The following is a 14,570-nucleotide window of genomic DNA, read 5'->3' on the forward strand; positions in this document are numbered from 1 at the left end:
AAATTTAAAATATATAAAATAAAATGTGTTTTATGAAAATTACATATTAAATTTTTAACAAACATTAATAAAATTTGATATGACTTTAATAAAAAATATTTTGAAAATTATATGAATAGAAAGTGTAATTAAATAAAGTTTTTTAGTGATGAAAATACTTTAAAAAATAAAAATTGGAAAAATTAAGTGAATATAATTGGAGGCGTTTGTTATGTATAATATATTAATTACTGATGGAATAGAGAAAGATGCAGCGAGAAAATTGAGAGAGTTAGATTTTAATGTGATAGAGGAGTTTTATGAAAAGGATGTTTTAGGAGAGAAACTTAAAGATGTTGATGTACTTGTAGTACGTTCAGCTACTAAGGTTACTAAGGATGTAATAGACAAAGCATTAGAAGGTAAAAAGTTAAAATTGATAGTAAGAGGTGGAGTAGGATTAGACAATATAGATGTTAAATATGCAGAAGCTAATGGCATAAAAGTTATGAATACTCCAAATGCAAGTAGTATATCTGTTGCAGAACTTACAATAGGTCAATTATTTGTACTTGCAAGATTCATAAATACTGCAAATGTAACTATGAGAGATGGAAAATGGGAAAAGAAAAAATACAAAGGTACAGAAATTAATGGAAAAACATTAGGACTTGTAGGTTTTGGAAGAATTGCAAAAGAAGTTGCAAAGAGGGCAGAGCTATTAGGTATGAATGTTATATATACTGATATAATGGGTGAAGCGCAAGGCTTTAACAAATATAGATTCTGTGATATGGAAGAAGTTTTACAAAAAGCAGATTTCTTATCTTTACACATACCTTTTGATAAGAATAAGGGGGCAGTAATAACTGAAAAAGAAATAAATAAGATGAAAGATGGAGCTTATTTAATAAACTGTGCAAGAGGAGGTTTGGTTGACGAAAAAGATTTACTAAAAGCATTAGATGAGGGGAAATTATCAGCAGCAGCTATAGATGTTTATGAGCAAGAACCTACATTAAATCTAGATTTAGTAAATCACCCAAGAGTTTCTCCTACACCTCATATTGGTGCATCTACAGTAGAAGCTCAAGAAAGAATTGGAGAAGAAATTGTAAATGTGATTCAAGACTACTTTCTTGACTTCAACAATCTAATAGGGGTAGCATTATAAAATATTTTATACAATTAGGAGGAATTTAGTAATGGCAACGATTAAACCATTTAAGGCGATTAGACCAAATAAATATATAGTAGATAAAGTAGCAGCACTTCCTTATGATGTTATGAATAGTGAAGAAGCTAGAGAAATTGCAAAAGGGAATCCATATTCATTTTTGCATATAGATAAATCAGAAATTGATTTAGATGAAAATATAAATTTATATGATGAAAAAGTTTATTTAAAAGCACGAGAAAATTTGGATGAATTTCGAAAACAAGAAATTCTAGTAAAAGATGAAAAAGATTGTATATATATATATAAACAAGTTATGGATGGCAGAGCTCAAGTTGGTATAGTTGCATGTATATCAGTTGATGAAAGTTTAGATGGAACAATAAAAAAACATGAGTACACTAGACCAGAAAAGGAAGTTGATAGAACTAATCATATAAAATACTGTGATGCTAATACGGGAACTATACTTGTAACTTACAAACATCAAAGATTAATAGATGATATGATAAATGATTTTATGGATAATCATGAACCTTTATATGATTTTGTAACAGATGACAAGATAGAGCATACAGTGTGGAAGATTGATAGTGATGATATAATATGCAATTTAGTAAATGAATTTGGAAAATTAGATTATTTATATATTGCAGATGGTCATCATAGAACAGCTTCAGCAGAAAATGTAGCTAAAGAAATGAGAGCTAAAAATCCAAACTATACTGGAAGAGAAGAATTTAATTATTTTATAGCAATGATTGCACCAGATGAAAATCTAATGGTTTTAGATTATAATAGAGTTATTAAAGACTTAAATGGTTTAAATGAAGAAGAATTTATAAATAAAATAAAAGAAAATTTTGATATAGAACAAATGGAAGGTAAAGAAAAATATAAACCTGACAAAAAAGGAACTTTCGGGATGTATCTAGGTGATAAATGGTACAAAATGAAGGCAAATAAGAATTTGTTAGACATAGAAGACCCAGTTGACTCATTAGATATTTCTATACTACAAAATTATGTGATTGATTCTATTTTAGGAATTGAAAACCCTAGAGTAGATAAGAGAATCGATTTTATTGGTGGAATTAGAGGTATTGAGGAATTAGAAAGAAGAGTTAATGAAGATATGAAGGTAGCGTTTGCAATGTATCCTACTAGTATTGAGGATTTAATAAGCGTAGCAGATGCAGGCAAGATAATGCCAGCTAAGTCAACATGGTTTGAACCTAAGGTAAGATGTGGACTATTCTTACACGAAATAAATGAATAATTAATAAAGTTAAAGGCTAAAAAGTAAACTTTACTACTTTTTGGCCTTTAATTTTTTATTAAAAATAATAGTATATTAATTGTAAATTATAAGAGATAATTTTTCTAAAAAAGTTATCTTTTTTTAGGTTTCTATATGGGAAAAATTTACATTTGACAGGAATACAGCAATATTGTGTGTTATAATTTAGAATGGAAATTTGTACAGATAGTATTTATGATAAACCTTGAAAGCTATTTTTTATTATTATAGACTATATTGTTATATGAGCAAAAGTGGAAAAATAAAAGGATATTAAAGTGACAGGCTAGAATTATTATTCGGAAACTAAGTTTCAAGTATGAGTATGAAACTTATACTTAGTTAAATTGTTTGAGGTGTTTATAAGCATGAAAAGAATTATAAGGAATTTATTAATATAAGTATTATAAAAGAGAATAATTTTTATATATTAATTAATATATAATTATTAAAGGAATGTAAAATAAAAATTTTATAGATAAATTTAAATATATGTTGTTTGATTCTAATATAGGAAGAAATAAAATATGTATTAAAATAGGAAGAGATAATATAAATAAGTGCAAGGGTTTACAAAATAGCTTAACAATAATTTGATTTATAGTTGTGAGGTTTATTTTTTCTTTAAATCACTTCCTATTGAAGAATTAAATAATATAAACATATAATATATTATATATAATGAGGATGTGAGTATGGGTGAACAGACTAAAGCCAAAACTTTTAGGTATTAGTGTCTTGTTTATTATAATTATTTTAACCTGTGGGGCTATTTTTAAGTTTAAGTTTAAATTGGATAATACATTGAAAGAGACCACATATACATATTTGTCAGAATTTACAGAGCATAATATAATTAATCTTAAGACAAAACTTAGTGGTCAATTTGACATGCTTGAATCTATTGCTAGTTTTATGGGAAATTTAGATAATATAAATAATGAGATGATGATTAATTTAATGGAGTCTGGAGTAAAGCGAAGTTCTTTAATTAGAATGTCTATTTCTGCACTAGATGGAAAAAGTTATTCTAATGATGGAATCATTAGTAATGTAAAAGATAGAGATTATTTTAAAAAAGCTAAAAATGGTGAAAGAAATATATCAGAATCTTTAAAATCTATTATTGATAAAAAAGAAATAATAGTTTTAGCTACCCCTATTTATAAAGATGGAAAAGTAGCAGGTGTTTTAAGTGGAGCTTATGATTCAACAAAATTAAATGAATTGTTGGGGTTATATGCATTTGATAAAAAAGCACACGTTTATATTGCCAAAAAAAATGGAGATGTAATTGCTCAAAATTCAAATGAAAATAGTAAAATATTATCATGTATATTTAAACTTTTTAATAATGATAATTGTGATGAAGTAAATTGTTTAAAAGATATAAAAGAAAATATGAAAAATAATAAATCTGGATATTCTAACTATAATTTAGATAATAAGAAATTTATGTTAAATTATCAACCACTTGGAATTAATGATTGGTATATTTTTTCTGTTGTACCAAATGAAGTAGTATCTATTCAGTCAGATAATATTTCATTTGATGTATATATATTTGCGCTAGAAATATTATTAGTTATATTAATTTTTGTGGTATATATAGCTTATATTATAAATAACAATACTAAGACTATTATAAATGAAAAAGAAAAATTCAAGGCACTTACTGATAATATATTAGGTGGTGTTAAAAACTGCTTGAAAGATAAATATATGACTATGACCTATGTAAGTCAGGGGTTTTTGGAACTTACAGGTTATTCTGAAGAGGATTTAGATATAGTTTTTAAAAACAAATTTAAAAATATGATTTATAAAGAAGATGTAGACAAGGTTAATAGTATTGTTTTGAATCGATTAAAAAGACAGGATAAAATTGAAGTTGAATATAGAATTGTAAAAAAAGATGGAAGTATAATTTGGGTTTTAGATAGAAGCAAATCTATAAAAGATAGTAAAGGGAATGAATATATACAGGGAGTTTTAACTGATATAACAGAACTCAAGAAAATACAAGAAGAATTAGACTCAAAAATGTTTGAAATAGAGACTATTAATGATAGCATTGTTGGTGGAATAGTGATAACTGAGATAAATGATGATTTTGATAGTATATATTTAAATGAAGGTTATTTAAATATGATTGGATACACACGTAAACAGTTAGAAGATGAATTAGATAATAAATTAATTAAGCTGATTTTCAGAGATGATAGAGCTGGAATGATTGATGATATAAATAAGCAACTTAAAGTAAATGATACATTTGCATGTGAACGAAGAGTTGAAAAACGAGATGGTAGCATTATATGGATTTTATTAAAAGGAAGAAAAATAGTTGATGAAAGTGGAAACTCAGTACTATGTAGTGTAATTGTCGATATTACTTCTGCTAAATTATTAGAACAAGAGCTTAAAAAGAGTGAAGAACGTCATGAGATTATTATAAAGCAGACACAAAATATTATAGTTGAATGGAATATAGAAAAAGACCAAATGAGTATTTCTCCTAATTGGTATAATAAATTTGGCTATGACCCTATAACTAAAAATGCAACTAAAAATATAATCAAATCAGTTGACATATATCCTGATGATATAGATAAGTTTATTTCATTAACCAATCTTACTTCATCAGGCAGTGAATATGAGGAGTGTGAGATTAGACTTAGAGTTAGAGATACTACTTATGCATGGTTTAGTATAAAAGCAACGACACTGTTTGATGATAATGGAATACCTTATAAAGTTGTAGGTAGTTTAACTGATATTGATGAATCAAAGCGAGAAGCTGAAAAATTAAAAGAGAGAGCGGAAAAAGACCCACTAACAGGCTTATATAATAAAAAAGCATCACAAGCACTTATAGAAGAATATATAACATTGGATAAAAACAGACAAGGGACTTTAATGATTATTGATATTGATGACTTTAAAGGTATAAATGATAATTTAGGTCATTTATATGGTGATGCTGTATTAAGTGAAATTGCAAGTGATTTAATAAATTTATTTAGAGCATCTGATATAGTAGGAAGAATTGGTGGAGATGAGTTCATTGTTTTTATGAAAGATATTTCTGAAACAAGAGATATTATGAACAAAGCAGAGGAATTGGTCAAAACGTTTGAGAGGTCTTTTGTAGGTAAAGGATATAATTATAAAATATCTTTGAGTGTAGGAATTGCTAGATTTCCAAAAGATGGCATAGAGTACATGCAGTTGTTTAGAAATGCAGACATAGCTCTTTATTCAGCTAAGGGGAAAGGAAAGAATCGTTATGCCTTGTATGATAAAAAAATTGATAAAGTACAATACATAGCAAATACAAGAAATACAGATGAAAATACCAGTATAGAAAGGTCTTTTAAGGAGCATATTACAAATTATATATTTGATATACTGTATGAATCAAATAATATAGAAATGGCTGTAAATTTGATTCTTGATATTGTGGGTAAACATTTTAATGTGAGTCGTGTCTATATATTTGAAAACTCGGATGATAACCTCTACTGTAAAAATACATTTGAATGGTGTAATGAAGGAATAACACCAGAAATTGATAATCTTAAGAATATTTACTATGGTCATTTAGGTAATTATCTTTTAAATTTCAATGCAGATGGATTGTTTTATTGTAATGATGTTGATAATCTCAATAGCGATTTAAAAAATTTGCTTAAAGCACAAGGGATATGTTCAATATTACAATGTAAAATTTTAGAAGGTAATGAATTTAGAGGTTTTGTAGGATTTGATGAATGTTCATATAATCGTATGTGGACTAGTGATGAAGTGGATACATTGACATTTATTTCTAAGATGCTCAGTATGTTTTTATTAAAAATGCGTATCCAAAGTAAGCTAGAGAACTCTTTAGAAGTTCAAAAGTCTGTAATGGATAACATGGACATATGGGCTTATGTTGTTGATAGAAATACATATGAACTGTTATTTATCAATAAAAAGATGCTTGAGTCAGCACCAGATACACATGTAGGTGATTTATGTTATAAAGCACTATGGAACAATCAGAATAAACAATGTAGGAAATGCCCTATGAGCTGTTTAAAAGATGGAACTGATACTTATAAATCATTTATGCGTAACAGAAAGTTTGGTGTAAATGTAAACATAACAACAACTGCTTTAAAATGGTTTGATGGTAAAGATGCATGCTTAATATTTGGTAGTGAAGTAAATAGTGTTGAGTCTGAAGCAAATATTTAGATGAGCTTCTTGTAAAGATTTCCTAACTAATTGAATAAAACGTTTAAATTACTGTATTATTGAATAAAACGTTTAAATTACTGTATTATAGATTTACTTAAAATCACAATTTTGATTTATTGAACCTAAAACGTTCATATAAATTATTTAAGTTGTGGTTTTAAGTATTTTTTGTGTTATAATTAAGCGTTAAGAACAAAATTAAAAGATACTTTTAATTTTAAGAAAGTATTTGTTAAATATACATTGAGCAGGTGATGATATGGAAAATAGGTTTTTACCAATAAGTAAACAAGATATGATAGATAGAGGATGGGAAGAGCTAGACTTTGTGTTGGTTACAGGTGATGCATATGTAGACCATCATAGTTTTGGTACAGCAATAATATCTAGAGTTTTAGAGAATGCTGGATATAAGGTAGGTATAATAGCACAACCAGATTGGAAGACTACAGATGATTTTATGAAATTAGGAAAGCCTAGACTTGGGTTTTTGGTTAATGCAGGGAATATGGATTCAATGGTGAATCATTACTCAGTGAGTAAAAAGCATAGAGATAAGGATATGTATTCTCCTGGTGGAAAAATGGGTTATAGGCCAGATAGAGCTACAATAGTCTATTGTAATAAAATAAGAGAAGCATATAGCGATGTTGCAATAGTAATAGGAGGAATTGAAGCTAGTCTAAGAAGATTTGCCCATTATGATTATTGGAGTGATAAGGTTAGAAAGTCAATGTTGATAGATAGTGGAGCAGACTTATTAGTTTATGGAATGAGTGAAAAGCAGATTGTGGATGTAGCTAATGCACTTAATGATGGATATGACCCAAAGTATATTAGACATATTGATGGGACATGTTATGTTTCAGATACATTAGAAGAAATATACGATAACTATATATTGATTCCCTCATATAAAGAAATATGTGAAGATAAAATGAAATATGTAGAGGCTTTTAAAATTCAATATGATGAACAAGACCCATTTAGAGGAAATATAATTGTTCAACCTCATGGAAGTAAGTATTTAGTTCAAAATAAGCCAGAGAAGCCTCTAAATAGAGAAGAATTGGATGAAGTTTATGGATTACCATATCAAAAAACATATCATCCTGTATATGAGAAATCTGGTGGTATACCAGCTATAGAAGAAGTAAAATTTAGCATAGTAAGTTCAAGAGGGTGTTTTGGTAGTTGTTCATTTTGTGCAATAACATTTCATCAAGGAAGAGCTGTTCAAAGTAGAAGTGAGAAATCAATTATTGATGAAGCAGTAGGAATAACAAAATTAAATGATTTTAAAGGATATATACATGATGTTGGAGGGCCAACAGCTAATTTTAGAAGACCAGCATGTAACAAACAAATTACTAAAGGTGCATGTAAAAATAGACAATGTTTATCTCCATCACCATGTAAAAACTTAGATGCAGACCATAGTGAGTATCTACATTTACTTAGAGCTGTAAGAAAATTACCTAACATAAAAAAAGTGTTTGTACGCTCTGGTATTAGGTATGATTATGTAATGGCAGATAAAAATAATAAGTTTCTTAGAGAGCTAATAGAACATCATGTAAGTGGTCAATTGAAGGTGGCTCCAGAACACATATCAGAAGAAGTTTTAGAATATATGCAAAAGCCAGCAGGAAAAACTTATGATAAGTTTAGACAGAAATTTTTTGCTATAAATGAAGAGTTAGGTAAAAAACAATATTTGATACCATATTTAATGTCTAGTCATCCAGGGTCTACATTAAATAGTGCTATAGAGTTAGCTGAATATTTGAGAGATACTCATTATCAACCAGAGCAAGTTCAAGATTTTTATCCAACTCCTGGAACACTGTCAACTACAATGTTTTATACAGGAATAGACCCACTTACAATGAAGCCAGTTTATGTTCCAAAATCAAAACGTGACAAAGCAATGCAAAGAGCTTTATTACAGTATAGAGCACCTAGAAACTATGATTTAGTATATTCTGCATTAGTTGAAGCTGGAAGAGAGGATTTGATAGGTTTTGGACATCGATGTCTGATAAAACCAAAGGATGAGAAACCTTATTTTAATAGAAATAATTCTAATAAAAATAAGTCTAAGACTTCTACTGAAAATAAAAAATATAATGCAAATAATAGAAACAATAAAAAACAACAAAAAAGTCCAAGTAAGAGAAAGAAAAAATATTAAAATAGAGTATAGGTAAATAAAAATATTTAAATAAGAAGGATTATTCGATAAATTAACAGAAATTAATATAAATAAATATAATTATTTTATAAAAAGTTAGTTTTGGGAGGACGAGATGAAAAAGTATATTTATATAATGTTATCAGCAGCATTAAGTGTAATTTTTTTAGTGGGGTGTTCACAAGGACAAAATGAAAAGCCAAAAGAAGAACCAGCAGTTGTTAAAGAAGTAAAGGTGGCTGTTCCAGATGGATTGCCAGCGGTAGCAGTAGCTAAATTAGCAAATGAAAATCCAGCAATTAAAGATGGATATGAAACAATGTATAGCATTGAGAAAACACCAGAAGCAATTTCTACTAGAGTAATGAAAAAAGATGTAGATATAGCTATAGTTCCGTCAAATATGGCTGCAATAGCGTATAATAAAACTTCAAGTTATAATATAGTTGGTACTGTAGGTATGGGGTCGCTTTATTTAGTATCAACAGATGATATAAAGGATTATTCTGATTTAATTGGGAAAGAAGTTGGATGTACAGGGAAAGGTCTTACTCCAGATATAACGATAAGAAGTCTTTTATCACAAAAGGATATAAGTCCAGCAGATATAAATTTTAATTATGTAAATTCTGCAAGTGAACTAGTACCGTTATTGGCTACAGGAAAAATTACAACAGGGATTGTTCCAGAACCTGCACTTAGTGCTTTAATGTCCAAGAATCCAGATATAAAAATTATAAAAAGTTTAAATGATTCATGGAAAGAAGTAAGTGGTTCAAAAGATGGATATCCTCAATCTACATTAATTATAAAATCTGATTTTTTAAGAGACAATAAAGAATTTGTAGATTCTTTTTTAGGACAATTATCAAATAGTGTAGATTGGGCAAATAAAAATCCTGAGGAATTAGGTAAATATTCTGAGAAGATAAAGATATCTACTGAACCTAAAATAATAGGAAAAGCTCTTGAAAGGGCTAATTTAAAGTACATTCCAGTTAAAGATATGATTAATGATTACAAAAACTACTATGAAAAATTAGCTAACTTTGATGATAAGACGGTAGGAGGCAAAGTACCAGATGAAGCAATATACTTTGTTGAAAAATAAGAAAATTAAAGAACAATTTATAGACAAATTAGAGGTAACACTTTCTTGTGTTATCCTCTTATTTTTGTGGCAAATTATTGCTTTAAAAATTAACAATGATATATTCTTACCAACAATAAATCAAGTCTTTGATAGTATTAAAGAAATCGTATTGAATTCTAATTTCTATATAGACATACTTTATTCAATAGGTAGATGTTTTTTTAGTTTTTTATTTGCTTTGATTTTTGCTATCATATTGTCAATAATAGCATATTTAAGCAGGATTTTTAGAAATTTATTAAAGCCAATTAATGCTCTAGCACGTTCAATACCAACGATGATATTAGTAGTAATAGCACTAATTTGGTTTGAAAAAGATAGTACACCTTTTATAGTTGGGTTTGCTATAGTTTTTCCAATATTATATGATAGTGTTTTAGGAGCAATATTGAATATTGACAAGAATTTATTAGAAATGGCAAGTGTGTATAAGATAAGGTTTATAGATAAGGTATTGAAAATTTATTTACCAGCTATAAAATTTCAAATTATATCTATATTAGTATCGACATTTTCACTAAGCTTAAAAGTTGCTATAGCAGGAGAGGTATATAGTCAACCTACATATGGTATTGGGACTATGATACAAACTGAAAAAATTAATTTTAATACATCTGGGATATTTGCATGGATAATTATAATAGTTTTAATTTCAGTCATTTTACAAGTAGCTCAAAAATTTTTGTCAAGGAGAGCTTTTTTATGGAAAAGATAAGGTTAAGTATTGAGAATATAAATAAAAAATATGATAATCATATTATATTTAAAAATTTTAATATTGATTTTTACATAGATAATGTTAACTGTATACTTGGGAAGTCTGGATGTGGGAAAACTACTCTCTTAAATATAATAAGTGGTATTATAAAAAATGATACTCATAATTTAAATATTAAAGAAAATTCAAATAAAATTGGGAGTAAGTTAGAGGTAAGTTACATATTTCAAGAAGACAGGCTAATAGATTGGCTAACTGTAGAAGAAAACATAAAGATAGTTGTAAATAAATATTACAGTAAAACTCAACTAGATAAAATTTGTGATGAATATTTAGATTTGGTTGGAATTATTAAATATAAAAATTTTTATCCTCAGATGCTTAGTGGGGGCATTAGACAAAGAGTAAACATTGCTAGAGCTTTTATTTATCCATCAAAGACTATTATAATGGATGAACCTTTTAAATCAATTGATGCAAAGAATAAACAAATAATAATGGATAATTTTAAAAATATACTTAAAAAAGAAAAAAGAACTGTGTTATTTGTAACTCATGATATTGAAGAAGCATTATTTTTAGCAGATAATATATTTATTTTAGGAGACTCTCCTATGATAATAAAAAAAGAACTAAAAAATTCTAGTGAATTGGAAAAAAATGAAGTTTTGAAGTTAATATAGAGTTATAATAATATTGTTGTTTTAAAATATAATTATTTTAACTATAATACTCTATTAAAATAGTACAGAATATTCGAAAATATAGATAATGTTCGTATTTTATAAAAAGGAAGTGAATGTATGATTAAAGTAAAAACTAATGCTATGAGAATTTTAGATTCAAACAAAATTGATTATAAGGTACTATCTTATGAAGTCAAAAGTGAACATGTAGATGGTGTTGAGGTAGCACATGATATAGGAAGAGATGTAAATGAAGTATATAAGACTCTAGTAACTCAAGGAGTTAGTAAGAATATTTATGTATATGTAATACCAGTACATGAAAGTTTAGACTTAAAAAAAGCTGCAAAAGTAGCTAAAGAAAAAAGTGTGGATATGATTCATGTAAAAGATATAAATAAGCTTACAGGATATATTAGAGGTGGTTGTTCTCCTGTAGGGATGAAGAAGCTTTATAAGACTTTTTTAAATGAAAGTGCAAAACAATTAGATACAATTATAGTAAGTGCTGGTAAAATAGGATACCAAATAGAATTATCGCCACTTGACTTACAGAAACTTATAAAAGTAGAGTTTGCAGATTTAATAAAAAAATAGGTATTGTAGATAGAAAATTAATGACAAAAAAATTATATAATTAATAAAATAAATAATGACTTAAAAATAAACATTTAACTACTATTATGTAATTGATATAAAAATATTGAGAAATTTTAAAAATGATGGTAAAGTGTAAATATGATTACGAATATTTTTTATAAAGTAATGGAGGGATGTTCGCTTGAGGAAGATAAAATCTGAACAAATTGTTGAACAAGTAAAAAAACTTTGCATAGAAGCTAGTTTATACTTAGGAGATGATGTCTTAAGCTGTATAAAAGAGAAAGCTAAAACTGAAAAAAGTGAAGTTGGAAAAAACATATTAAATATATTAGTTGAAAATGCTGAAATAGCAAAGAAAAAAAATATACCAATATGTCAAGATACTGGTATGGCTGTATTTTTTGTTGAAATAGGACAAGAGGTTTTAGTTGAAGGAGATACAATTACTGACGCTATAAATGAGGGAGTAAGACAAGGATACGAGGAAGGATACTTGAGAAAATCTGTTGTAAGTCCAATTAGCAGAATAAATACAAAGGATAATACTCCTGCCATTATTCATTATGAAATGGTAAAAGGTGATGAAATTAAAATAGAGTTTGCTGCTAAGGGATTTGGAAGCGAAAATATGAGTAAAATGAAGATGTTAAAGCCATCAGACGGATTAGAAGGAATTAAAAAATTTATTATTGATACAGTTTCAGAAGCTGGACCTAATCCATGCCCTCCTATGGTAATTGGAGTTGGTATAGGTGGAACAGTAGATAAATGTGCTCAAATAGCTAAAAAAGCACTTTTTAGAGAACTAGGTGAATTTAATGAAGATGAAAATATTGCAAAATTAGAAAGTGAACTATTAGCCTCTATTAATAAATTGGGTATAGGACCTCAGGGGTTAGGAGGAACTACAACAGCTTTAGGTTTAAATATAGAGACTTTTCCTACACATATAGCAGGTCTTCCTGTTGTTGTAAATATAAACTGCCATGCATCGAGACATAAAAAGGTAGTAATTTAGGAGGAAAAATAAAATGATAAAGATAACTACACCTGTAAGTGAGATTGATATAGCTAAATTAAATTGTGGAGATACAATTAGTCTAAGCGGTATACTTTATACAGCAAGAGATGCGGCTCATAAAAGATTGATAGATTGTATAAATAAAGGTGAAGAGTTACCATTCGATGTAAATGGTCAAGGTATATACTATGTAGGTCCTACTCCAACAAAACCAGGAGAAGTTATAGGAGCAGCAGGTCCAACGACGAGTTATAGAATGGATGATTTAACTATACCTCTTTTAGAGAGAGGTCTTAGATTGATGATAGGTAAAGGAAAAAGAAGTGAAGAAGTTATACAAGGCATGGAGAAGTATGGAGCAGTTTATCTTGCAGCAATAGGAGGAGCTGGTGCATACATTTCAAATTCGATAAAATCATGTGAAATTATTGCATATGAAGACTTAGGTGCTGAAGCTATAAGAAAGATTGTAGTAGAAGACCTTAAACTTACAGTAGCTATAGATAGTTATGGAAATAATATCTACGAGCAAGGACGAGCAATTTATGAATGTAAATAAATTTTGAAAATTTATATAAATACTAAAAATACAAAACAATTTAATTGTACACATTTTAAGGAGTTGTACTTAGAAAATAGAAATATATTTAAAACTTATGAACAATATCTAGAATATACAGGAATACATAAAGAAACAGATAATAGAAAAATAGTTATTTATACAAGGGTTTCAACCTCTAATCAAAAAGATGATTTAAAAAATCAAGTTGAATTTCTTAGACAATATGCCAATTCTAAAGGAATAATAGATTAAGAAAATACAAGAAAAAGATTAGAGAGGATGAAAATGTTGAAAAGAGCATACAAGATAGAGATTAACCCCTCTGATGAACAAAAATATAAAATACACAAAACTATTGGTGTATCAAGGTTTATATACAACTTCTATATTGCTCATAGTAAAGAGATTTATGAAAAAGAAGGAAAATTTGTGAGTGGTATGGACTTTTCTAAATGGATAAATAATGAATATGTACCTAATAATCAAGATATGAAATGGATTAAAGAAGTATCTTCTAAAGCTACTAAACAAGCTATTATGAATGGGGATAAAGCCTTTAAAGATTTTTTTAAAGGTGCTAAAGGCTTTCCTAAGTTCAAGAAAAAGAAAAATCAAGATGTAAAAGCATATTTCCCTAAGAATAATAAGACTGATTGGACTGTTGAAAGGCATAGAGTTAAAATACCTACTCTTGGGTGGGTAAGATTAAAAGAATTTGGATATATACCAATAAATTCAATAGTTAAAAGTGGTACAGTAAGTCAAAAATCTAATAGATACTATGTATCTATATTAGTTGAGGAAAATGATATTCGAGTATCTAAATGTACTAATGAAGGAATAGGTATTGACTTAGGAATTAAAGATTTTTTAATATGTTCAGATAAAAAGAAGTTTAAAAATATAAATAAAACTTCTACAGTTAAGAAAGT

The 14,570-nt window shown here is 27.7% G+C and carries 11 protein-coding genes and 1 pseudogene; all 12 read left to right on the top strand.

Annotated elements, in window-relative coordinates; genetic code table 11:
• Nucleotides 1–211 precede the first annotated feature (211 nt).
• Nucleotides 212–1,153 (top strand): D-2-hydroxyacid dehydrogenase, encoded by a 942-nt coding sequence (locus KGF48_RS16130; protein WP_227841220.1) that lies wholly within the window; start codon nt 212–214, stop codon nt 1,151–1,153.
• Nucleotides 1,154–1,184: 31 nt separating this feature from the next.
• Nucleotides 1,185–2,435 carry a DUF1015 family protein gene (locus KGF48_RS16135; RefSeq protein WP_227841219.1) on the top strand — a complete coding sequence of 417 codons (1,251 nt, stop codon included), beginning with the start codon at nt 1,185–1,187 and terminating at the stop codon, nt 2,433–2,435.
• A gap of 720 nt (nt 2,436–3,155) precedes the next feature.
• Nucleotides 3,156–6,698, top strand: coding sequence for a diguanylate cyclase domain-containing protein (locus KGF48_RS16140; RefSeq protein WP_227868248.1), 3,543 nt, complete (start codon nt 3,156–3,158; stop codon nt 6,696–6,698).
• A gap of 262 nt (nt 6,699–6,960) precedes the next feature.
• A complete protein-coding gene (locus KGF48_RS16145; protein ID WP_227841204.1) occupies nt 6,961–8,895 on the top strand; it encodes a YgiQ family radical SAM protein in 1,935 nt (644 codons plus the stop codon).
• A gap of 115 nt (nt 8,896–9,010) precedes the next feature.
• Nucleotides 9,011–10,006, top strand: a complete 996-nt coding sequence (locus KGF48_RS16150; RefSeq protein ID WP_227841203.1) for an MqnA/MqnD/SBP family protein — start codon at nt 9,011–9,013, stop codon at nt 10,004–10,006.
• Nucleotides 9,978–10,763 (top strand): ABC transporter permease subunit, encoded by a 786-nt coding sequence (locus KGF48_RS16155; protein WP_227841202.1) that lies wholly within the window; start codon nt 9,978–9,980, stop codon nt 10,761–10,763. The genes KGF48_RS16150 and KGF48_RS16155 overlap by 29 nt, the downstream gene beginning before the upstream one ends.
• Nucleotides 10,751–11,449: an ABC transporter ATP-binding protein gene (locus KGF48_RS16160; protein ID WP_227868249.1), complete on the top strand. Its 699-nt coding sequence runs from the start codon at nt 10,751–10,753 to the stop codon at nt 11,447–11,449. The genes KGF48_RS16155 and KGF48_RS16160 overlap by 13 nt, the downstream gene beginning before the upstream one ends.
• 120 nt (nt 11,450–11,569) lie before the next feature.
• Complete coding sequence (ybaK, locus tag KGF48_RS16165) at nt 11,570–12,049, top strand: Cys-tRNA(Pro) deacylase (protein ID WP_227829823.1); 480 nt, start codon at nt 11,570–11,572, stop codon at nt 12,047–12,049.
• A 184-nt stretch (nt 12,050–12,233) separates the two neighbouring features.
• Nucleotides 12,234–13,073, top strand: coding sequence for a fumarate hydratase (locus KGF48_RS16170; RefSeq protein ID WP_227841200.1), 840 nt, complete (start codon nt 12,234–12,236; stop codon nt 13,071–13,073).
• Between the two features lie 13 nt (nt 13,074–13,086).
• A complete protein-coding gene (locus KGF48_RS16175; protein ID WP_227841199.1) occupies nt 13,087–13,635 on the top strand; it encodes a Fe-S-containing hydro-lyase in 549 nt (182 codons plus the stop codon).
• Between the two features lie 87 nt (nt 13,636–13,722).
• Nucleotides 13,723–13,884, top strand: a pseudogene (locus KGF48_RS16180) (recombinase family protein); the annotation flags it as partial.
• Between the two features lie 39 nt (nt 13,885–13,923).
• The coding region (locus tag KGF48_RS16185; RefSeq protein WP_413894816.1) for an RNA-guided endonuclease InsQ/TnpB family protein at nt 13,924–14,570 on the top strand (647 nt) is incomplete at its 3' end.

The sequence above is a fragment of the Clostridioides sp. ZZV15-6388 genome, assembly GCF_020657755.1.
GTDB lineage: Bacteria > Bacillota > Clostridia > Peptostreptococcales > Peptostreptococcaceae > Clostridioides.

Bases quoted from the DNA above. Each gene is read 5' to 3' on its own strand.
- KGF48_RS16130 (WP_227841220.1), top strand. From the start codon at position 212: ATGTATAATATATTAATTACTGATGGAATAGAGAAAGATGCAGCGAGA.
- KGF48_RS16135 (WP_227841219.1), top strand. From the start codon at position 1,185: ATGGCAACGATTAAACCATTTAAGGCGATTAGACCAAATAAATATATA.
- KGF48_RS16145 (WP_227841204.1), top strand. From the start codon at position 6,961: ATGGAAAATAGGTTTTTACCAATAAGTAAACAAGATATGATAGATAGA.
- KGF48_RS16150 (WP_227841203.1), top strand. From the start codon at position 9,011: ATGAAAAAGTATATTTATATAATGTTATCAGCAGCATTAAGTGTAATT.
- KGF48_RS16155 (WP_227841202.1), top strand. From the start codon at position 9,978: ATGAAGCAATATACTTTGTTGAAAAATAAGAAAATTAAAGAACAATTT.
- KGF48_RS16160 (WP_227868249.1), top strand. From the start codon at position 10,751: ATGGAAAAGATAAGGTTAAGTATTGAGAATATAAATAAAAAATATGAT.
- ybaK (WP_227829823.1), top strand. From the start codon at position 11,570: ATGATTAAAGTAAAAACTAATGCTATGAGAATTTTAGATTCAAACAAA.
- KGF48_RS16175 (WP_227841199.1), top strand. From the start codon at position 13,087: ATGATAAAGATAACTACACCTGTAAGTGAGATTGATATAGCTAAATTA.